General features: G+C 63.2%; 14 protein-coding genes. 6 read left to right on the top strand and 8 right to left on the bottom strand.

The genetic code is table 11. From position 1 onward, the window contains the following. The first annotated feature begins 232 nt into the window (after positions 1–232). Positions 233–1,945: an NADH-ubiquinone oxidoreductase-F iron-sulfur binding region domain-containing protein gene (locus RX331_RS31975; RefSeq protein ID WP_317253571.1), complete on the top strand. Its 1,713-nt coding sequence runs from the start codon at positions 233–235 to the stop codon at positions 1,943–1,945. Beyond that, positions 1,942–4,707 (top strand): formate dehydrogenase subunit alpha, encoded by a 2,766-nt coding sequence (gene fdhF / locus RX331_RS31970; protein ID WP_317253570.1) that lies wholly within the window; start codon positions 1,942–1,944, stop codon positions 4,705–4,707. Before RX331_RS31975 ends, fdhF begins: the two co-directional genes overlap by 4 nt. A 213-nt stretch (positions 4,708–4,920) precedes the next feature. Here fdhF and RX331_RS31965 read toward each other — a convergent pair whose 3' ends face one another. After that, entirely contained in the window at positions 4,921–6,084 is a 1,164-nt protein-coding gene (locus RX331_RS31965; RefSeq protein WP_317253569.1) for a LysM peptidoglycan-binding domain-containing protein, read from the bottom strand. 634 nt (positions 6,085–6,718) lie between these two features. Beyond that, a complete protein-coding gene (locus RX331_RS31960) occupies positions 6,719–7,573 on the bottom strand; it encodes a glutathione S-transferase family protein (RefSeq protein WP_317253568.1) in 855 nt (284 codons plus the stop codon). Here RX331_RS31960 and RX331_RS31955 point away from each other — a divergent pair. Together RX331_RS31955 and RX331_RS31950 are read left to right on the top strand one after the other, a co-directional pair. Continuing rightward, on the top strand, positions 7,560–8,165 hold the full coding sequence (locus RX331_RS31955) for a pyridoxamine 5'-phosphate oxidase family protein (protein WP_317253567.1): 606 nt from the start codon (positions 7,560–7,562) through the stop codon (positions 8,163–8,165). The genes RX331_RS31960 and RX331_RS31955 overlap by 14 nt on opposite strands. After that, positions 8,162–8,611 carry a PAS domain S-box protein gene (locus tag RX331_RS31950; RefSeq protein ID WP_317253566.1) on the top strand — a complete coding sequence of 150 codons (450 nt, stop codon included), beginning with the start codon at positions 8,162–8,164 and terminating at the stop codon, positions 8,609–8,611. Before RX331_RS31955 ends, RX331_RS31950 begins: the two co-directional genes overlap by 4 nt. Positions 8,612–8,633: 22 nt before the next feature. On the opposite strand, the gene RX331_RS31945 is transcribed toward RX331_RS31950, so the two are convergent. Both RX331_RS31945 and RX331_RS31940 read right to left on the bottom strand, forming a co-directional pair. Further along, positions 8,634–10,241: an AMP-binding protein gene (locus tag RX331_RS31945; protein ID WP_317253565.1), complete on the bottom strand. Its 1,608-nt coding sequence runs from the start codon at positions 10,239–10,241 to the stop codon at positions 8,634–8,636. A 230-nt stretch (positions 10,242–10,471) separates the two neighbouring features. Continuing rightward, the gene (locus tag RX331_RS31940; RefSeq protein WP_317253564.1) at positions 10,472–11,356 is read right to left on the bottom strand and encodes a Ku protein; all 885 of its coding nucleotides are present in this window, start codon (positions 11,354–11,356) and stop codon (positions 10,472–10,474) included. A 112-nt stretch (positions 11,357–11,468) separates the two neighbouring features. Here RX331_RS31940 and ligD point away from each other — a divergent pair, with 112 nt between their 5' ends. Next, positions 11,469–14,135 (top strand): DNA ligase D, encoded by a 2,667-nt coding sequence (gene ligD, locus RX331_RS31935; protein WP_410708030.1) that lies wholly within the window; start codon positions 11,469–11,471, stop codon positions 14,133–14,135. A 142-nt stretch (positions 14,136–14,277) separates the two neighbouring features. Here the strand turns inward: ligD and RX331_RS31930 are convergent, their stop codons facing one another. Further along, positions 14,278–14,442, bottom strand: a complete 165-nt coding sequence (locus tag RX331_RS31930; RefSeq protein ID WP_065752791.1) for a DUF3309 family protein — start codon at positions 14,440–14,442, stop codon at positions 14,278–14,280. 164 nt (positions 14,443–14,606) lie between these two features. Between RX331_RS31930 and RX331_RS31925 the strand changes: the two genes are divergently transcribed. Then, positions 14,607–14,915, top strand: a complete 309-nt coding sequence (locus RX331_RS31925) for a polyhydroxyalkanoic acid system family protein (RefSeq protein WP_317253562.1) — start codon at positions 14,607–14,609, stop codon at positions 14,913–14,915. Here RX331_RS31925 and treY read toward each other — a convergent pair. The 3 genes from treY to glgX are packed head-to-tail and all read right to left on the bottom strand — an operon-like array spanning position 14,902 to position 21,534. Next, positions 14,902–17,706: a malto-oligosyltrehalose synthase gene (gene treY / locus RX331_RS31920; protein WP_317253561.1), complete on the bottom strand. Its 2,805-nt coding sequence runs from the start codon at positions 17,704–17,706 to the stop codon at positions 14,902–14,904. The two genes, RX331_RS31925 and treY, sit on opposite strands and share 14 nt — an antisense overlap. A gap of 4 nt (positions 17,707–17,710) precedes the next feature. Beyond that, complete coding sequence (treZ, locus tag RX331_RS31915) at positions 17,711–19,462, bottom strand: malto-oligosyltrehalose trehalohydrolase (protein ID WP_317253560.1); 1,752 nt, start codon at positions 19,460–19,462, stop codon at positions 17,711–17,713. Further along, a complete protein-coding gene (glgX, locus tag RX331_RS31910; RefSeq protein ID WP_317253559.1) occupies positions 19,459–21,534 on the bottom strand; it encodes a glycogen debranching protein GlgX in 2,076 nt (691 codons plus the stop codon). The genes treZ and glgX overlap by 4 nt, the downstream gene beginning before the upstream one ends. Between the last annotated feature and the right edge of the window lies 1 nt (position 21,535).

The following is a 21,535-nucleotide window of genomic DNA, read 5'->3' as shown; positions in this document are numbered from 1 at the left end:
GCGTTCGCTATTGCAGCATGGAACAGCTTTATTGATCCTGCGGTCGTTTCGCGTTCTCATTGCTGGGTCAGGCAGGGCGATACCGGCTAGAATCGCCGGCGGTGCTCGAACGCACGAACCACGCCACCGCCAGCGACTTAAATACCTAGCAAGACATCATAATTCGCTTGGCATCTGGCATACCAGAGATTAGAGTCGATCTAATTTAGGCTCAGAGAACGAGACGCTGTCAATGAACATCCACAATGCGCACGAAGTCCGCTCGTTCGAGCATCCGGGCGCGGGCCGGAAGCGGGCCAAGGCGACGCCGAAAGGCCGCCAGGTCGACCCTACCGCCGCCCACGAAATCGAGCTCTTGCTCGGCGACCGTCCGAGGCGCCGCGATCTCCTGATCGAGCACCTGCATCTGATCCAGGACAAGTACCACCAGATTTCGGCGGCACATCTCGCGGCACTCGCCGACGAGATGAAGCTGTCGTTTGCGGAGGTGTTCGAGACCGCGACGTTCTATGCGCATTTCGACGTGGTGAAGGAGGGCGAACCTGACATCGCGCCGCTGACCATCCGCGTCTGCGATTCGCTGACCTGCGCGATGATGGGCGCGGAAAAGCTGCTGCATGAGTTGCAGGACAAATCCGGCCCCGGCGTTCGCGTGGTGCGCGCGCCCTGCGTCGGGCTCTGCGATGTGGCACCTGTAGCTGAGGTCGGCCACCACTACGTTTTCAGTGCGACGACGTCCGAAGTGCTGGCGACGGCGAAGCGCGGCGAGACCCACCCGATAATCCCGGAATACGTCGATTACGATGCCTATGTGAAGGACGGCGGCTACAAGCTTTTGAATGACCTGCGTGCGGGCCGCGTCAGCAAGGAAGACATCCTGAAGGCGCTCGATGATTCCAGCTTGCGCGGACTAGGCGGCGCCGGCTTCCCGACGGGGCGCAAATGGCGCGCGGTGCTCGGCGAGCCCGGCCCGCGGCTGATGGCGGTCAACGGCGACGAGGGGGAGCCCGGCACTTTCAAGGATCGCTTCTACCTGCTCCGCGACGTGCATCGGTTTCTTGAGGGCACGCTGATCGGCGCGCATATCATCGATGCGAGCGACGTTTATATCTATCTCCGCGATGAGTACCCGGCCGCGCTAAAACTACTTCCTATCGAGCTTGCCAAGCTGCCGCCCGGCGGCCCTACGATCCACATCCGTCGTGGCGCCGGCGCCTACATTTGCGGCGAGGAATCCTCGCTGCTAGAGAGCATCGAAGGCAAGCGCGGCTTGCCGCGCCACAAGCCGCCTTATCCGTTCCAGGTCGGCTTGTTCGGATTGCCGACGCTGATCAACAATATCGAGACGCTGTTCTGGGTGCGCGATATCGTCGAGAAGGGGCCGTCCTGGTGGAATTCACACGGACGCAATGGTCGCCACGGCCTGCGCAGCTATTCGGTGTCTGGCCGCGTCAAGAATCCGGGCGTGAAGCTGGCGCCGGCCGGACTCACTGTGCGTGAACTGATCGATGAGTACTGCGGCGGCATGGCCGACGGCCACACCTTCCACGCCTATCTGCCGGGCGGCGCGTCCGGCGGCATCCTGCCGGCGTCGATGGACAACATCCCGCTCGATTTCGGCACGCTGGAGAAATACGGCTGCTTTATCGGCTCCGCCGCCGTCATCATCATGTCCGAGCAGGACAGCGTGAAGGATGCGGCGCTGAACCTGATGAAATTCTTCGAGGATGAAAGCTGCGGCCAGTGCACGCCGTGCCGGGTCGGCACGCAGAAGGCGGCGCTGCTAATGCAGCGGCCGGTCTGGGACCGGGAACTGCTCGATCAGCTGAGCCAGGCGATGCGCGATGCCTCGATCTGCGGTCTCGGACAGGCCGCCTCGAATCCGCTGACGTCAGTCATTAAATATTTTCCGGAAGAATTCGTGCCGAACGAGGCCGCGGAATGACCAAGATCAAGTTCGAGCTCGACGGCAAGCAGGTCGAGGCCAACGCCGGCGAGACCATCTGGCAAGTGGCAAAACGCCACCAGAAGGAAATCCCGCATCTGTGCTATTCGCCGGAGCCCGACTACCGGCCCGACGGCAACTGCCGCGCCTGCATGGTCGAGATCGAGGGCGAGCGCGTGCTGGCCGCGTCCTGCAAGCGCACGCCGAGCGTCGGCATGAAGGTGAAGACCGAAAGCGCCCGTGCCGTCGCCGCGCAGAAGATGGTGATGGAGCTTTTGGTTGCTGACCAGCCGGCGCGCGAGACGTCGCACGATCCCGATTCGAAATTCTGGCATTGGGCCGAGAAGGTCGAGGTCACCGAGAGCCGTTTCCCGGCGGCCGAACGGTGGCAGAGCGACACCAGCCATCCTGCGATGAGCGTCAATCTCGATGCCTGCATCCAGTGCGGCCTGTGCGTGCGCGCCTGCCGCGAGGTGCAGGTCAACGACGTCATCGGCATGGCCTATCGCAATGCCGGCGCCAAGATCGTGTTCGACTTCGACGATCCGATGGGTGAATCCACCTGCGTTGCCTGCGGCGAATGCGTGCAGGCCTGCCCGACCGGCGCGTTGATGCCGTCCGTGATGCTGGACGAGAAGCAGACCCGCGTCACCTATGCCGACAAGAAGGTCGATTCGCTGTGCCCGTTCTGCGGCGTCGGCTGCCAGGTGACCTATCAGGTCAAGGACGAGAAAGTCATCTACGCCGAGGGCCGCGACGGCCCGGCCAACCACAACCGTCTCTGCGTCAAGGGCCGCTTCGGCTTCGACTATATCCACCACCCGCATCGGCTCACAAAACCGCTGGTGCGGCTGCCGAATGCGAAGAAGGACGCCAACGACCAGGTCGATCCGGCCAATCCGTTCACGCATTTCCGCGAAGCCTCGTGGGACGAGGCGCTGGATATCGCAGCCAAGGGGCTGGTGAAGATTCGCGACGAGAAGGGCGTCAAGGCGCTGGCCGGTTTCGGCTCCGCCAAGGGCTCGAACGAAGAGGCTTATCTGTTCCAGAAGCTGGTGCGCACCGGCTTCGGCTCCAACAATGTCGATCACTGCACGCGGCTGTGCCATGCCTCATCCGTGGCGGCGCTGTTCGAAGGTCTGAGTTCGGGCGCGGTGTCGGCGCCGTTCGCAGCCGCAATGGACGCCGAGGTCATCATCGTGATCGGTGCCAACCCGACGGTGAACCATCCGGTCGCAGCGACCTACATCAAGAACGCGGCAAAGAAGGGTGCGAAACTCTTCGTGCTGGATCCGCGCCGGCAGGCGCTGTCGCGTCACGCGACGAAGCATTTGCAGTTCAAGCCGGGCTCCGACGTCGCCATGCTCAATGCGATGATCAACACGATCATCACCGAAGGCCTGACCGACGACCAGTACATTGCGGGTTACACCGAGGGATTCCAGGACCTCGAGGAGAAGATCAAGGAGTTCACGCCGGAGAAGATGGCTCCGATCTGCGGTATCGATGCCGAGACCCTGCGCGAGGTCGCCAGAACCTACGCCCGCGCAAAGTCCTCGATCATCTTCTGGGGCATGGGCATCAGCCAGCATGTCCACGGCACCGATAACGCGCGCTGCCTGATTGCGCTTGCCCTGATCACCGGCCAGGTCGGCCGTCCCGGCACGGGGTTGCATCCGCTCCGCGGTCAGAACAACGTGCAGGGCGCCTCCGATGCCGGCCTGATCCCGATGTTCCTGCCCGACTACCAGCCCGTCGGCCGCGATGACATGCGCGGCAACTTCGAGAAGCTGTGGAACCAGGACCTTGATCCCGTGCGCGGCCTCACCGTGGTCGAGATCATGAATGCGATCCACGCCGGCGAGATCAAGGGCATGTACATCGAAGGCGAGAACCCCGCGATGTCCGACCCCGATCTGCAGCATGCGCGCCATGCGCTCGCCATGCTCGATCATCTCGTGGTGCAAGATCTCTTTGTCACAGAGACCGCGTTCCATGCTGACGTCATTCTGCCGGCCTCTGCCTTCGCGGAAAAGGATGGTTCGTTCACCAACACCGATCGCCGCGTGCAGCTGGCGCGCCAGGTGATCAAGCCGCCGGGTGACGCGCGTCAGGATCTCTGGATCATCCAGGAGATCGGCAAGCGTATGGGCCTGCCGTGGAATTATTCGGGTCCCGGCGACGTCTACACCGAGATGGCGCAGCTGATGCCCTCGCTCAAGAATATCAGCTGGGAACGGTTGGTGCGCGAAGGAGCCGTCACCTATCCGGCGGATGATCCGAGCAAGCCCGGCAACGAGATCATCTTCACGACTGGCTTCCCGACCGCGAGCGGCCGCGGCAAGATCGTGCCCGCCAAAGTGATCCCGCCAGATGAGCTGCCCGACGCCGAATATCCGATGGTGCTGTCGACGGGCCGCGTGCTCGAGCATTGGCACACGGGATCGATGACGCGGCGTGCGCAGGTGCTCGACCAGATCGAGCCGGAGGCGGTGGCCTTCATGTCGCCGAAGGACATGCGCAAGCTCGGCGTCTGGCCCGGCGACTTCATCCGCCTGCAGACCCGCCGCGGCACGGTCGAGGTCAAGGTGCGCTCCGACCGCGATGTACCCGAGAACATGGTGTTCATGCCGTTCTGCTACGCGGAAGCGGCGGCGAACCTGCTCACCAACCCCGCGCTCGATCCGTTCGGCAAGATCCCCGAATTCAAGTTCTGCGCAGTGCGGGCGGAAAAAGTGGCGCTCCAATCGGCGGCGGAATAGAGCGGGCACTCCCTACGAACCGACAAGGCTTTGGTGCTCTCGCGTGTCCCGGACGCGGCGCAGCGCACAGCGCTGCTCCGCAGAGCCGGGACCCATTCGCTCGGTCCTGGACCCCGGCTCTGCAGGGCATCACTGCGTGCTGCGCTGCGTCCGGGGAACGGAGACCGTCGTGGCCCATGATCGAAGCGATATCCAGTCCTACCAACAGCGCTTTTACTGCGCGGGCAGGACAAAAACCTGACCGGGATAGATCAGGTTGGGATTGCGGATCTGTTCCTTGTTCGCCTTGTAGATGACCGCATAGCGCGTGCCAGCGCCGTATGATTGCTGGCTGAGGCGCCACAGGCTGTCGCCGCGCGAGACCGTTGTGGTCGTGATCTTCGGCACGACGACGGAGGAGGGCGATGAGCTGCCATCCGGCAGGACGGTGGCCCCGGCAGCGGCAAGCTGCGGCTGTTGTGCCGAGTCCGCACGTTTGGACGCACCGGCCTGTGCCGATATGGATGCCGTTGTATCGGGAGCGCTGAACGGAACCTCGGCGCGCGCGCGCACCGCGCCTGAACTCGACGTCTCGTCGAGCCTGACGCGGTAATTGCCCGGCGCGACCCCTTCATTGATGGTAACCGCAAAACGCCCGTCCGAGCCGGCCGTGACCGATGTGATGAAACTGTCGTTGAGATAAAGCCTCAATGCAGCGCCGGGGTTTGCCTGGCCACTCACATGAAACTTGCCGGTTCGCTCGATCTCGACGGTTTCCACGACGACAGCGCCAGCTGCCGGCTTTGGCCCAGCCGGTTGCGACAGCACGACGGTCGGCTTGTCCGGGGTGACCAGCGCCACGACCGGCCGCTCGGTCGATTTCGGCTCCAGCGCCGCGGTCACACGCTGCTTGGATGTCGTCACCGTGCCGTCAGCCTGTTTCGAGCGCAGCGTCAGGTCATAGGTGCCTGAAGGGAGTTTTGGCGGTACAATGACGAATTGGCCGGAAGAGTCCGCAACTGCGCGATCATGTACTTCGCCGTCACGCAGCAGTTCCACCGTTGCGCCCGGCGCGGCCCGGCCGGCGATAACGGCTTCGCCCGACGGCTCGATGCGGGCCACGTCAAATGTCGGCACGCCATCGTTGCTCTCCGGCGCCGGGGGACGTCCGATCAACGCGTCGACGACGGCATTTGCTTCCGACTTGGCCGTCGCGAGCGGGGCCGTGCTCTGGTCCCGCGTCTGCGATGCAGACCCTGAGATCGCCGGGACTGGCGCTGCAGCCACGCTGTCAGCAGGCGGCTCGCGGCGGACATACTGAATGGCGAAGACCGTGCCGCCGACCGCAACAACCGCCAGCAGGGAAAGGACTATTCGGCTGATCGATATGGCAGTCATGATGCTCCCCGTCTACCGGATCGTGGCTCTGCCATGTTATCCCTTCTTGCGCGGGGTGGGTACCCGCTCCACGTCGAGAACGCTCGCCAGTTCGCAGCCAGCCGACGCGCCAGAATCAGCAATACGGTGCCATTTACCCGAATAAAGCTGCTCCGACCACCGGGAAGTGGCCCGTGTTGGCTTGCGGACGCCTTCCTAGCCGGATACCGGAACCCGCGGTCAGACGAAATTGTCCCTGCAGATCCGCTCGGAGATGGCGTCGGGCGAGGCGCGCCCGTCACGCTGGTCCGGTGCGAGCTGTGGCGACAGGGTGCAGCGCCATTCGGCCGCTTAAGGCCCCACTAGCCGCTCGAATCGCTCCGGCTACTCGCAGCCTGTCCCTCAGTTGCCGTCAACCTCCCTTCAGCTCCCCAAAGGTCCCTTCCAGAGCGGTGAACCAGGCGGTGGAAATGGCGCGGACATCGGCCGGTAGGAATGGAAACGATAGCTCTGAATGTCACGGGATAGCGCGCGCCGTCATAGGCGCGAAAGCCATGGCGACTTAGCCTGAGGACCGCCGCGCGGCTCCCACATGATCCAGATCAAAATCGGGGCTTAGTCTTTCGTTGTGCGGTGCGTGGCCGAATCGTAGCGGCTATCTGCGGCGGGCTTGGTCGCGGACGCGCGCATAGGCAGGTCGCGCCAGGCAGACGTTCAGCCATCGTGTCAAATCCGGGTAAGCCGACATGTCCAGCCGCGCCATTCTTGCCCAGATGAGGATGCCCGCGACGTTGAGGTCGGCGACCGTAAAGCTGTTTCCGGCCAAATAGTCGCGTCCGGTCAGCGCATCGTTCAGCACGCTCAGGGGCTTCTTCAGCAGCAATTCGTTCCGCTCTATCGCGGAGGGATCGCGCGCAAACTCCGCCAGCAGTGCGCGGTGCTCTAGAAGATTGAGCAGCAGGTGTTCAATCTCCAACATCGCCCAGAAACTCCACTGCGCGGCGAGGCCGAGCATTTCCGGACCAGTGCAGTGCAGCGGTCCGTCATACTTTTGCGAGAGATAGAGATTGATCGCCATCGACTCCCAGAGCACCAGCTCGCCGTCGACCAGAGTCGGAATCCGGGCATTTGGATTCAATCGCAGATATTCTGCGGTTTGCAGATCGTCTGCACGCGTGGTCTTTTCCACCAGCTGATGGGCCTGCCGACTTCCTCGAGCATCCACAGGCATCGCGCCGCACGCGATCTCGAATTTCCATAAAGCTGCAGCATTGGTGAAGCTCCCGGGCCAATGGTCGTAATGTAGGTGGCAGGCTGGCGGCAGCGGAAATCTACAGGCTTTCGATTGGCGCTGAAAGCTTGCATAGCGATCGGTATCGCGGTCGGCTGCGCGGGTCAGCTTGCCGCACGCAGTCTCTCCATAAAGTGATATGATTCCCTTGGGATATGACTCGGGCCCGCAGCCCGGGTGAATCAGAACAGGGAGGTCTACGGTCATGGCCGAGAGCATGATGTATCACGAAGGCAATCGGCAACTGCAGGACCGCTTCGACAGCCGCCGCATTTCGGACCGGCTGGAAGAGAAGCTGATGCGGAAGGAATTTGCCGCCGACGACAAGCAGTACATCGAGAGCCTGCCGTACTTCTTCCTGGCGACGGCCGATGCCGATGGTCGTCCCGATTGCTCGTTCAAGGGCGGAGCGCCGGGCTTTGTCCGCGTCACCGGCCCTTCCGAACTTGCGTTCCCGGACTATGACGGCAATGGCATGTTCAAGAGCCTCGGCAACATCGTCGTGAACGACAATGTCGGCCTGCTGTTCATTGCCATGCATGACAAGCCGAAACGTTTGCGGGTCAATGGCAGCGCCAGGGTGAGCGACAGTGATCCGCTGCTTGCAAAGACCGTCGGCGCGCAGCTCATCGTTCGCGTCACCGCGCGCGCGATCTTCCCGAATTGCCCACGCTATATTCCGACCATGGGGGCGATCGAGCCCTCGATCTATGTGCCGATCGCCGGGCAGGACGCGCCGGAGCCGGGCTGGAAGGGTTTTGCGGATTTCAAGGACTGTATCCATCCGCGCCAGCCGACGTACAAGGGATGATCACGATCGCGTCAGCAGGCGTAACGAATATTGAGGCCGTGCGAAACACCGTTACGTCGTGCTCGCCGGAAGCTGGCCGGCCCGCCGTCGCAAAAGAGGTCAGCATGGATCAACACGCAATCATAATCGCAGATGCAACAGGGGTCATTCGGCTTTGGAGCAGCGGCGCCGCTGCCCTGTTTGGCTACCCGGCAACGGACGCCGTCGGCAAGAAGCTCGATCTTGTGGTGCCACCGGATCTGCGTGAGGCTCACTGGAGCGGCTTTGGCCACGCGATGGGGGCCGGCAGTGCGGGCGGCGAAGGCACTTTCTTCGATGCCCCAGGCCTATGCAGCAGCGGTGAGGTCAAGACCCTGCGCGGACAGCTCCACGTCCTCCGCGACGAGAACCGGGGGGCCATTGGAGCAATGGCGATCTTCACCTCGCCCGCTGCCGAGAGCTCCTGAGATCATGACAGCGGGCGCCGGGTCAGATCGCCGTCATCTCGCCCTTGGTCCAGGCTTCGCGCAGCTTGAATTTCTGGATCTTGCCCGACCCGGTCAGCGGAAACGCTTCGACCACGAACCAGTACTTTGGCGTCTTATGCGGGGAGAGCGAGGCGCGCATATAGGCGATGAGCTCCTCCTTGTCGATCACAGCGCCCGGTGCGGGCCGGATGAAGGCAGCAACCTCTTCGCCCCACTTCTCGTGGGGGACGCCGATGACCGCAACTTCGCCGACCTTGGGATGCCTGAACAGCAGCTCTTCCAGCTCGCGCGGATAGATGTTCTCGCCGCCGCGGATGATCATGTCCTTCAGGCGGCCTTCCACCGTGCAATAGCCGCGCGCATCCATCGCGCAGAGATCGCCGGTATGCAGCCAGCCTTCGGCATCGATTGCAGCCGCGGTCGCATCGGGCATTTCGAAATAGCCGATCATCACATGGTAGCCGCGGGTGCAGAACTCGCCGATCGTGCCGATCGGCACGGTCTCGCCGGTGTTGGGATCGATGATCTTGGTTTCCATGTTGGGCAGCGGCAGGCCGATCGTGTTGGCCTTGTCCTCGACGCTGTCATGGGTGCGGGTCTGCGCCGCCACGGGAGAGCATTCGGTCTGGCCAAAAACGATGGTAAAAGGCGCACCGAGCTTTTCTTCCAATAGGCGCACCAGCGCCGCCGGCACCGTGGAGCCGCCCGAGCAGATCGCCTTGACGGACGACAGATCGGTAGTGGCGAATGTCGGGTGCTCGATCATCGCCACCAGCATGGTGGGAACGCCGAGCATCGCATTGCCGCGATAGGTTCCGAGCATTTCGAGCACGAGGCCCGGCTCGAAGGCCTCGACCAGCACCGTGGTCGCCGCCATCGACACCGCGCCGATCACGCAGCAGACGCAGCCGCCGGTGTGAAACAGCGGCATGGTGGTGACGAAAACATCGCCGGGATCGACGCCCATCCGCTCCGCCGTGTCGGCGCCGTTGTTGAGCAGGCCGCGATGGCGGAGCAGGGCGCCCTTCGGAAAGCCTGTCGTGCCCGAGGTGTACTGGATCATGACGGGATCGTCGGGGCTGACGGCGGGCAGCTTGATATCATCGTTGTCGCCGCCGGCAACGAACGCATCCCAATCGTCGAAGCAGATGACCTCGCGCAGCTCCGGGCAATTCGGCCTGACCTCCTGCACAGTCTCCAGCATCGGATTGCCGCGAAAGCCGTTGACGACGAAAACGCCGGCCGCGCGCGACTGCTTCAGTACATATTCGACCTCGCGGGCACGGAACGCAGGATTCACGGTGACGAGGATCATGCCCGCCATGCCGGCGCCGAATTCGAGCATCATCCATTCCGGGATGTTCTGCGCCCAGACGGCAATGCGCTCGCCAGGCTTGAAGCGCGACAGCAGCGCACGGGCGGTACGCTGGCACGCGCGGTAAAACGCGGCGTAGGTCCATTGCCGGCGCAGCTTCGGATCGGGGACGCCGGCGATCAGGGCCAGACGATCAGGCGCTTCCTCGGCCGCCTTGCGCAAGAGATCGCCGAACGTCATTTCCCGCACCGCAGGCGTGATCGGTCCCGCAACATGCGACTTGGTCAATGCCATCAAATCCTCCCCGTGCCTGCGCCTGTATTTTTCTGTGGCGTCAGGTTCCGGGGAAAATGCCTTTTGCCTCCGGGTAATGCAAGCGGGATAGAAGCAAGGAAACGGCGTGTAGGAACGGGCTAGCCAGTAGCCCCGTCACTGCGAGCGAAGCGAAGCAATCCATCGCTCAACGCGTGTGGAGAAATGGATTGCTTCGTCGCTTTGCTCCTCGCAATGACTGCAGAGCGAGTCTAGCTCGCCTTTCGATGCCTGGCCCCGGTCCGGTGCGCCCTTTTCGCCGTCCGGCGTGCCGGCGCGTGCCGCGCAGTTGAACCATGAGCCCGTCGCTTTGCCGCCGGCTTGCCCTTCAGGCTCGCCTTCAGCGCATCCATCAAATTGATCACGTTGTCGGGCTTCTCCTCGGGCTCGGGCATTTTGATCGGCTTGCCGGAAGCCTTGCGGCGCACCAGCGCCTTCAGCGCGTCCTCATATTCATCCTTGAACTTCGATGGATCGAAATGCGCGGCCATCTTGTGCAGGATATGGCCGGCGAGCTCAACCATGTCCTTGGTGATCTTCGGGCTCTTGATGCTATCGAAGAAATCTTCCTCGTCGCGCAGCTCGTAGGGATAGCGCAGCGTGGTGCCGAGCAGGCCCTTGCCGAGCGGCTCGATCGCCATCACGTGCTCGCGGTTGGTCAGCACGATGCGCGCCAGTGCAACCCGGTCCTCATCCTTCATCGCGTCGCGGATTACCGCAAAGGCATCGACGGCAGCCTTGCCGTCCGGCGCGATGTAATAGGGGTGGTTGTAATAGCGCTTGTCGATCTCGTCCCGCGGCACAAAGCTGTCGATCTCGATGGCGTGATTGCTCTCGATCTGGACCGCCTCCAGCTCCTCCTTTTCGATCTCGACATACTGGCCCTTTTTCAGCTCATAGCCGCGGCCCTTCTGGTCGCTCTCGACGACATCGCCGGTCTCGGCATCGATCATCTGCTGCTTCAGGCGATTGCCAGTCTCCTTGTTGATCATGTGAAAGCGGGTTTTCTCGACCGAGGTCGAGGCCGGATAGAGCACCACCGGGCATGATACCAAAGAGAGTTTCAGCGAGCCTTTCCAATAGGCGCGGGGGGCCATTTACGATCTCCGGCAAGAGGTTGGGTTTGGGAACTTCAACGGTTAGTATGGGTTTTCGTTCCGGATGCCGTGCGAGCGGCCCCAAGGGGCGAAGCTACCGTCGAGGTTTGCCGTGGCGTTGAAGAAACTCAGCACGTATCGAAAGAAGCGCGATTTCGGCAAGACGGCCGAGCCCTCCGGCGACGTCAAGGTCGCGCCGGCCGCGCGGCGCCGTTTCGTTATCCAGAAGCATGACGCCACGCGCCTGCATTACGATTTGCGGCTCGAGTTCGACGGCGTCTTCAAGTCTTGGGCCGTCACCAAGGGCCCCTCGCTCGATCCGCACGACAAGCGGCTCGCCGTCGAGGTCGAGGACCACCCGCTCGACTACGGCGATTTCGAAGGCACCATTCCCGAAGGACAGTATGGCGGCGGCACCGTGATGCTGTGGGACCGCGGCTTCTGGGAATCCGATGATCCCGAGCGCGGCTTCAAGAAGGGCGACCTGAAATTCACTTTGCACGGCGGCAAGCTGCATGGCAGCTGGGTCTTGGTGCGCATGCGCGGCGACCGCTATGGCGGCAAGCGCACCAATTGGCTGCTGATCAAGCATCGCGACGAATTCGTGAAGGAGGGAAAGGCCAACGATATTCTGGAGGAAGACCGCTCCGTCGCCTCGGGGCGCACGATGGACCAGATTGCACAAGGCAAGGGCAAGGCGCCGAAACCGTTCATGCTGGCGACGAAGACCAAGGCTGACGCGGTCTGGCAGTCGAACCGTGGTGGTGCTGCCGAGGCGCGCGCCACACGGAAGACCGCGGCCCTGCGCGCCACCCCGGAGACGAGGACCCGTACGCCGGCAGCGGCGGCAAAGCCGAAGAAAGTCACCGCGATGCCGGATTTCGTGGCGCCGCAACTCTGCACGGTGGTCGAGCGGCCGCCCGGCGGCGATGGCTGGTGCCATGAGATCAAGTTCGACGGCTACCGCGTGCAGCTGCGGGTTGAAGATGGAGTGGCTGTGCTCAAGACCCGCAAGGGGCTCGACTGGACCGACAAGTTCAAGTCGATCGCCAGTGAAGCAAAATCGCTTTCCGACTTGCTGATCGACGGCGAGATCGTCGCGCTCGATCATAATGGCGCGCCGAATTTTTCGACCCTGCAGGCCGCGCTGTCGGACGGCGATAGCGAAAGCCTGATCTTCTATGCGTTCGACCTGTTGTTCGCGGACGGCGAGGACCTTCGCGGCCTGCCGCTCGGCGACCGCAAGGCGCGGCTGAAGAAGCTGCTGGAAGCGCGCAAGGGTAAGGAGAAGCAGATCCGCTATGTCGAGCATTTCGAAAGCGGCGGTGATGCCGTCCTGCAGTCGGCCTGCAAGCTGGAACTAGAGGGCGTGGTCTCCAAGAAGCTCGACGCGCCCTATCGCTCCGGCCGCTCGGAGAGCTGGACCAAGGCGAAATGCCGCGCCGGGCACGAGGTGGTGCTCGGCGGCTGGAAGACCACCAATGGCAAGTTCCGCTCGCTGATGGCCGGTGTCTATCGCGGCGATCATCTCGCTTTCGTCGGCATGGTCGGGACAGGCTTCGGGCAGGACAAGGTCCGCCGCATCATGCCGGCGCTGAAGGCCGCGGCTTCCGACAAGAGCCCGTTCGGCGGCAAGAACGCGCCGAAGAAAACCCGCGACGTGCACTGGCTGAAGCCCGAACTGGTCGCCGAGATCGAATTCGCGGGCTTCACCGCCGACGGAAACGTCCGCCAGGCGGCGTTCAAGGGCCTGCGGCAGGACAAGCCGGCCGCGGAAGTGGAAGCGGAAGCGCCCTCGACGAAAGGCGTTACGCAGCCGAAGCCCGGCAAGGGCAAGGTAGTGGCCGCGCGCGCAAAGCCTGCCACCAGCAAGACGGGCGAGGTCATGGGCGTGGTGATCTCCAAGCCCGACAAGGAGTTGTGGCCCGATGGCGGCGACGGCGAAGGCGTCACCAAGCTCGACCTCGCCCACTATTTCGAGGCGGTCGGCGAATGGATGATCGAGCACATCAAGGGACGTCCATGCTCTATCGTGCGTGCACCCGACGGCATCCACGGCGAAAAATTCTTCCAGCGCCACGCCATGCAGGGCGCGTCCAACCTGTTCGAACTCGCCAAGGTATCGGGCGATCGCAAACCCTATCTGCAGATCGACCGCGTCGAGGCGTTGGCGGCGGTGGCGCAGATCGGCGGCCTCGAGCTGCATCCCTGGAATTGCGCGCCCAATGCCTATGACACGCCGGGTAGGCTGGTGTTCGACCTCGATCCCGCGCCTGATGTCGAGTTCTCCGAAGTCATTGATGCGGCCAAGGAGATGCGCCAGCGCCTGACGGAAGTCGGCCTCGAAAGCTTCTGCAAGACCACCGGCGGCAAGGGACTGCATGTCGTGGCGCCGCTCCTCTATGGTGCAAGGGACAAGGTGTCCTGGAAGGAGGCCAAAGCGTTCGCACAAGGCATCTGCCAGTGGATGGCGAATGATGATCCCGAGCGCTATTTGCTCAACATGTCGAAGAAGCTGCGCAAGGGAAAAATCTTCCTCGACTATCTCCGCAACGACCGTATGTCCACGGCAGTCGCCGCGTTGTCGCCGCGGGCGCGCGAGGGCGCCACGGTCTCGATGCCGCTAACCTGGACGCAGGTACGCGGCGATCTCGATCCGAAGAAGTACACGGTCCGCACCGTGCCCGGATTGCTGGCAAAGACGAAGGCATGGGACGGCTACGATGATGCAGCCGCGTCGATCAAGCCGGCGATGAAGAAGTTGGCTGGCAAGCTCTAGCCTCGGCACCACTATCTACTCCGCGAAAGCGGGGGTATCCAGTACGCCGGGGCCTCTCGATCATCACGGCTCCCTCTGGAAAACTGGATCACCCGCTTTCGCGGGTGATGACAGCTTCCGTGTGAAATAGACCGCAAGTCGTTTAAAGCTTTCCGAGCAGCAGCAGGATCAGCAGGATCACGATCACCAGACCCAGTCCGCCGCCGCCGTAATAGCCGGTGCCATAGAACGGTCCACCGCCGATGCCGCTGAATCCGCCGAGCAGCGCGATGATGAGAATGATCAGGATAATGGTGCCGATAGACATAAAGCTCTCCTCAGCCCGAATGGGGCGTTTTGCACGTTCTGCCCTTTGCGTGGAACAACAACCGGGAGTCAGCTAAGTTCCGTACTGCACCGCGACAATCACCGCGCCTCTTCCTTTCGAACCGCGAGCTATTACATGCGCTTAAGGTGAGGAGGATTCTTGCGATGACCAAGCCGCTGGTGGTTTCCATCCCGCATAGTCTTGGACGCGAAGAGGCGATGCGCCGGCTTAAGACCGGGCTCTCGCGTGCCGCTTCCAGCGTGCCAGTCTTGAGCGTCGACGAGGAGCGGTGGGAGGACAACCGCATGATCTTCCGCGTGCGTGCCCTCGGTCAGGCTGCTGCCGGCCATGTCGACGTCGCCGAGGACCACGTGCAAGTGGAAGTCGTACTGCCATGGCTGCTGCAACGCTTTGCCGAGGCCGCCCAGGCGGCGATCCAGAACCGCGGCAAGCTGTTGCTTACAAAGAAATAGCCGCCAGGCCCTCGCGCTTTCGCGCCGGTTTCGCCGCAACAGTAAGCTTGGCTTTCAGGACGGCCACCGGCAGATGCGCGAGCAGGTCGGGCAGGCGCAGCTGGGTCGCATCGGCATCGGCAAAGCCTTCGGCCGCATAGCCGGCCACGTTCAGCACCGCCTCATAAGTCTCCGAACTGGGCCAGTGTCTGCCGCCATCGGTGAAGGGCGCGAACCAGCGCGTAACGACGACAATCGCCGCCTCGCGGCCGCGGCGCCGCGCAAATGCGATGAAATGATCGCGGCTCGGCCCGCTCACCTCCAAGGGCTCATAGTCGCCATTCGTGAAGATGTCGGCGAGCTCGGTTCGAAGCTCGAGCAGATGCCGTGTCCAGGCGAGCTTCAGATGACCGCTTGGCCACTTTTCAACGAGCCCGGTCCAGTCCGGATTTTTGAGCGTATCGAGACGGCCCGCGCGCTCAGCAAAGTCCACCGGACGCCGGTTGTCGGGATCGACCAGCGAGAGATCCCATAGCTCGGTGCCTTGATAGAAATCCGGCACGCCCGGCATAGTCGTCTTCAGCGTGATCTGGCTCAATGAATTCAAGGCGCCCATGAGCGACAGCCGCTGCGCCAGTGTCTGCAGGGAAGCCAGAAATTCGCCCGAGAGCGAAGGATCGAGAATCTTCGCGATGAAATCTTTCACACCTTCTTCATAGGCCGCGTGGGGATTGAGCCAGCTCGTTTCCTGCTTGCCTTCGCGCGCCGCTTTCAGCGCATATTCCTGCATCCTCTCCACGAACGACGCGTCGTCCGGCTGCCATGCGCCGAGCAGCGCCTGATAGAGCATGTATTCGAAAGTTGTTGACGGCGCCCGCAGATCGCCGTCAGCCACCACATGCGGCGCGTTGAGCAGCTTCCATCGCGCCACCGCGCTGGTCCATTCGCCCGGAATCTCCGAGAGCGCCATCAAACGTGCGCGAGCGTCTTCGCCGCGCTTGGTGTCGTGGGTCGCGGTCGCGGTCATGCCACGCGGCCATTCCCTGGCGCGTGCCTGCATCATCTGGTGAAAATCGTCGGCCGACAGCGCCTTCGCCGCAGGATCGCCGCCGACCTCGTTGAGCGCGAGCAGGCGGTGGTAGCGGTAGAATGTCGTATCCTCCAGCGATTTTGCCATCATTGGCCCGGTGAACTGCTGGACTTTCAGCGCAAACCGGCGCACGCGCGGCGCGCTATGGTGGGCGCGGCCGGGCTTGATCAGGTCCATCGTCAGCGTGTCGCGCAGGAAATCAAAAATGCCGTCATCGGCGGCAAACCAGTCGCCGCGGGCCCGCTCGATCGTCTGCGAGATCAACTGGCGATCATGTTCTGATGGCCCCGAGGATGTCAGGTAGGTGCGATAGACCGGGAAATGCAGCACATAGAGTTCGAGCGCCTGCCGCAGGCTGTCGGCGGAATAGTCGCGGGTCGAGTAGTGCCCATTGGCGATGCGCGCCAAGAGGCGCGTGAGCACGGTGAACTCGCTGGTGAGAAGCGTTTCCAGAACGCGGCGCTTGGCTTCCCGCAAGATCGGCTCGAGCTGCGGCGAGCGGTTGCTGATCTGCCGCCAGACCTCGTCGAGTGGCTCCAGCCCGCGGCCATCGGTGAGCACGCGGGTGATCGCGTTCATCCACTCATAGCCGGTGGTGCCATGAACGCCGGCAAATGACGGCAGTTTCTCGTGTTCGCCGAGAATCTTTTCGATCACCACATAAAACGGCCTGAGGTGGCCGCCATGCGCATCGCGGACCAGCCGGCGCAGGCGCTGGAAATACTGCACGGGATCGCGCAGGCCGTCGATGTGGTCGAGCCGCAGCCCGTGGAGCTTGTCCTCGGCAATCAGCCGTTTGACCAGGCGGTGGATCGCGGCGAAGGTGCCGGCATCCTCGACGCGCAGGCCTGCCAGGGAGTTGATGTCGAAGAAGCGACGGTAGTTGATGTCGCTGGAGGCAAGTCGCCAATGGCCGAGCTTGTAGTGTTGACGCTCCAGCAGATGGTGCAAGGCGAGGGTCTGAGTAGCCCGGTCCGCCCCGGCGCGGTAGGCATCCAGCCCCCGCGCGATGATGCCGGCGGCTCCAGCAATGCTTTGCAGTTCCGCCTTGAAGCCCGGTGCTTCCTTGCGATTGGGACGGCGCGGGCCCTGATAGCGCAGCGCCAGTGCAAGCATGGCTTGACCGGCTGCGCTTTCCTCTGCGCCGGCCTCCTTGACGACCATGCGCAGGATTTCGCCGTAACGTTCCGGTGCGATCGGCAGCCGGTGCTCATAATACCAGGCTGAGAAGCTGCCTTCGCCGGCATCAAAGCGCAATTCGATCTCGCCATTCTCCAGCGCCTGTCCGTAGGATGAGCCGATGATCGGCAGCAGCACGCCGCCACGGGCCCGATAGGGCAACTGATCCCAATCGATGTCGAAGGAGGCTGCGTGTGGCGACGCCGGACCCCATTCCAGCATGTCGAGCCACCACGGATTATCGGCGCAATGCACGCCGACATGGTTGGGCACGAAATCAAGGATCAAACCCACATCATGCTGCCGCAGCGCGGCACTCAGCCGTTCGAAGCCGGCTGCGCCGCCGAGTTCTGGATTGAACTCGGCATGGTCGGTCACGTCGTAGCCGTGCGTTGAGCCCTTGCGGGCGCGCGTGAAGGGGGAGGCATAGAGGTGGGTGATGCCGAGCGCCTTCAGATAGGGCACCACGGAAGCTGCGGCATCGAAATCGAAGTCCGCCGACAATTGCAGGCGATAGGTCGCGATCGGGATTGCCGGGGGCATTTTCCTATCCGATGCGCCAGTGCACCGACCATGGCGGCACGCTATTGCCCAACTCGTTTCCCCAGATTGGGGTTCCCACGGCTTGGCTATGGCTGACGGACTTTTCCGAGAGATTGGCGAGGAGGCGAAGTGTCGTGCCATCGCCCATTCGCCAATCTGCCGTCAGCAAGCCGTTGTCGGCCGCATCTGCTTTCCCAAAAGAGGAGCCTACCAGACGGGGCACGATCTCGTGCCGCCGGACATGCAGCAACTCTTGCACCATCGTCAGGCGCTTTCGTCCGGCCGACGTATCGCGGCCGTCCCAGTCGAGCACGGCGGAATCGCGGGTCGAAGCGGCCAGCGCGTCGGGGACCTCGTCGCCATATTCGGCATAGGCCCACGCCAGTTCGACCCGGCGGCCCTTGCGAACGGCGTCGGCAAGGTCGCCGCCGAAATCGCAGAAGAACGGGAAGGGGGCCGTCGAGCCCCATTCCTCGCCCATGAACAGCATGGGGATATGAGGCGCGATCAGGAGGATCTGAAGCGCCGCCTCGATCATCCGCGCGTCGGCGCTACCTTCCAGCCGGTCGCCCAGCGCCCGGTTGCCGATCTGGTCGTGGTTCTGCAGGAAGTTGATGAAGGCGGTTGGCGCCAGATGGCCGCTCGGCTCGCCGCGCTTGCCGCGGCGAAATTCCGACGGTTCGCCCTGATAGACGAACCCGGAAGACAGCGCGCGCGCGATGTCAGACCGCGGCGCGCGCTGGTAGTCGACATAATAGCCCTGCTTCTCGCCGGTTATCATCACGCGCCAGGCGTGATGATAATCGTCGTTCCATTGCGCGCGGTATTTGCCTTGCGGCGGATCCTGAACGGGATCGAGGATGCTGGCGCGGTTGTCGCCATTCTCCAGCACGAGATGAATCTGCCGGCCTGTTTCCGCCGCGAACCGCCCGGCGGCGGCGCTGATGTCGTGCAGCAGCGACAGGCCACCCGGCTCGACGATCGAGTTGACGGCATCGAGCCGCAGGCCGTCGAAGCGATAGTCGCGCAGCCAGTGCACGGCGTTCTCGATGGCAAAGGCGCGGACTTGGCTGACGCGATAGTCGATCGCGCTGCCCCACGGCGTATGGGCATCCGTGAAGAAGGACGGCGCATAGCGGCCGAGATGATTTCCCTCGGGGCCAAAATGATTATAGACCACGTCGAGCATCACCATCAGCCCGCGCAGATGCGCCTCGTCGATCAGGGTCTTGAGATCGTCCGGCCGCCCATAGGCGCTGTCGGGCGCATACCACAGCACGCCGTCATAGCCCCAGTTCCGGGAGCCGGCGAAATCCGCCAGCGGCATCAATTCCAGGGCGGTGATGCCGGTCGCGACGAGATGATCGAGCCGGTCGATCATGGCGCGATACGTGCCTTCTTTGGTGAACGTGCCGACATGCGCTTCGACGATGACGGCCTCATGCCACGGCCGCCCGCGCCAGCCTGCGGCGCGCCAGGAAAACGCGTTGTGGTCGATCACTTCGCTCGGGCCGAACACGTCGTCGGGCTGAAACTCGGATGCCGGATCCGGCACGTCGATGTCATCATCGATGCGAAACTTGTAGCGCGCGCCAGCCCTCACGCCGGCGATGTCAGCCGTGAACCAGCCGTCCTCGCCACGGTTCATGGCGTGCGGCCGCTCCAGCATCACATCGACACGTTTCGCCGCCGGCGCCCACAGCCGAAACCGCGTGCCGTAGTCGGCCAGGGAGGGGCCGAATTGGCGGGCATTCATGTCGCGCCCGCAAAGGCAAGCACCGACCGCGGCGGTGCGCTGCTCTCGGCGCCGGAAGCGAATTCGGCGAAGCCTTGGCTGGCCTCGGTCGTGTTCAGCACCTGCTGCCAGTTCTTGTATTCGGGTAGTTTGGGCAAGGTGAAAGCGATCTCTTCGGGGGCGGCGTTCAGCACGATAAAGATCGGCGGCTGGCCTTGTTCCAATGGCGCCAGCACATAGGCGAGGAAGCGGCCCTCCGGAAAATTCCAGTCGGATTCCTGCATCTCCTCGGCCGCGGGTGTCAGCCACAGCCCGTCAAAGGAGCCGTCCTTGCGGCGTCCTGAGAGCCAGCGCTGGGAGCGGAGCTGGGGGAAGCGCCGGCGCAGCGCCGTCATGTGGCCGACGAAATCGGTGAGGTCGTCGCCCGCCTTGCCGAGATTGTCCCAGTTGACCCAGCCGATCTCGTTGTCCTGGCAATAGGCATTGTTGTTGCCGTTCTGCGAATTGCCGACTTCGTCGCCCGCCAGTAACAGTGGCGTTCCCTGCGCGAGGAACAGGCAGGCAAGCTGGTTCTTGCGCAGCTGGCGGCGCAGCGCGACGATCGCGGCGTCCGTGGTCGGGCCCTCATGGCCGCAATTGTTGCTGTGATTGTCGTTGGAGCCGTCGCGATTGTCCTCGCCATTGGCTTCATTGTGCTTGTCGTTGTAGCTGAACAGATCGGCCAGCGTGAAACCATCGTGGACGGTAATGTGATTGATGCTGGCGCGTGTTGCGCGATTGTCGTGATGGAACAGGTCGGATGAAGCGGTCATGCGGCGCGATACTTCGCCGATCAGGCTGCCTTCGCCGCTCCAGTAGCGCCGCATCGCGCTGCGATAGCGGTCGTTCCACTCCGACCATTGCGAGGGAAATGCGCCGACCTGATAGCCGCCCATGCCGAGGTCCCACGGCTCGGCGACCAGCTTGACGGATGCCAGCACCGGGTCCTGGCGCACGGCGGTCAGAAACGAGGAATTGCGGTCGAAGCCGGTCGGCGTCCGCGCCAGCGTGGTGGCGAGGTCGAAGCGGAAACCGTCGACATGACAGACCTCGACCCAGTAGCGCAGCGAATCCATCACCATCTGCAGCACGCGCGGATGGGTCAGGTTGACCGAGCTGCCACAGCCGGTGAAGTCGTCATAGTAGCGCGGATTGTCCTTGCTGAGCCAGTAATAGGATGCGTTGTCGATGCCGCGGAACGACAGCGTCGGGCCGAGATGGTTGCCCTCGGCGGTGTGGTTGTAGACCACGTCGAGCATCACCTCAATGCCGGCGTCGTGCAGCCGCGCCACCGTGGTGCGGAAGGCATCGAGCGCGTTGTCCTGCGCGTAGCGTGGCTCGGGTGCGAAGAACGCCAGCGTGTTGTAACCCCAATAGTTCGCCAGCTTCCGCTCCACCAGCACCCGGTCGTCGATCAGCCCATGGACCGGTAATAGCTCGATGGTGGTGACGCCGAGCAGCTTGAGATGATCGATCATCGCCGGCGAGCACAGCCCGCCATAGGTGCCACGCCAGGCGGGCGCGATGTCGGCGCGCTTCTGTGTCAGGCCCTTGACGTGGGCCTCGTAGATGATGGTGTCTCCCCAGGAAATGTTCGGCCGGATCTCACGGCGGCCCCAGTTGAAGCTCTCGTCGATGACCACGGCTTTCGGCATGCCGCGGGCATTGTCGCGGCGATCGAAGGAAAGGTCCTCGCGCGCGCTGCCGGTGCGATAGCCGAAATGCGCATCGCTCCAGACCAGCCGGCCGGCGAGCCGCTTGGCGTAGGGATCGAGCAGCAGCTTGTTGGCATTGAAGCGGTGGCCGCGTTCGGGCGCATAGGGCCCATGGACGCGATAGCCATAGAGCTGCCCGGGCGAGACGTCGTTGAGATAGCCGTGCCAGACGTCCTCATTGCGCTCGGGCAGTTCGATCCGCTCAATTTCGCGGCGGCCCTGGCCGTCGAACAGGCAGAGCTCGACCTTCTCTGCATTGGCCGAGAACAACGCAAAGTTGGTGCCCCTTCCGTCCCAGCTTGCACCTAGGCGGGCGGGACTTCCCGCGGACAGTCGCATG

Source organism: Bradyrhizobium sp. BWA-3-5, assembly GCF_032917985.1.
Taxonomy (GTDB): Bacteria; Pseudomonadota; Alphaproteobacteria; order Rhizobiales; family Xanthobacteraceae; genus Bradyrhizobium.
The sequence above is the reverse complement of the archived record's forward strand: the minus strand, read 5'-3'. Positions and strand labels throughout refer to the sequence as shown.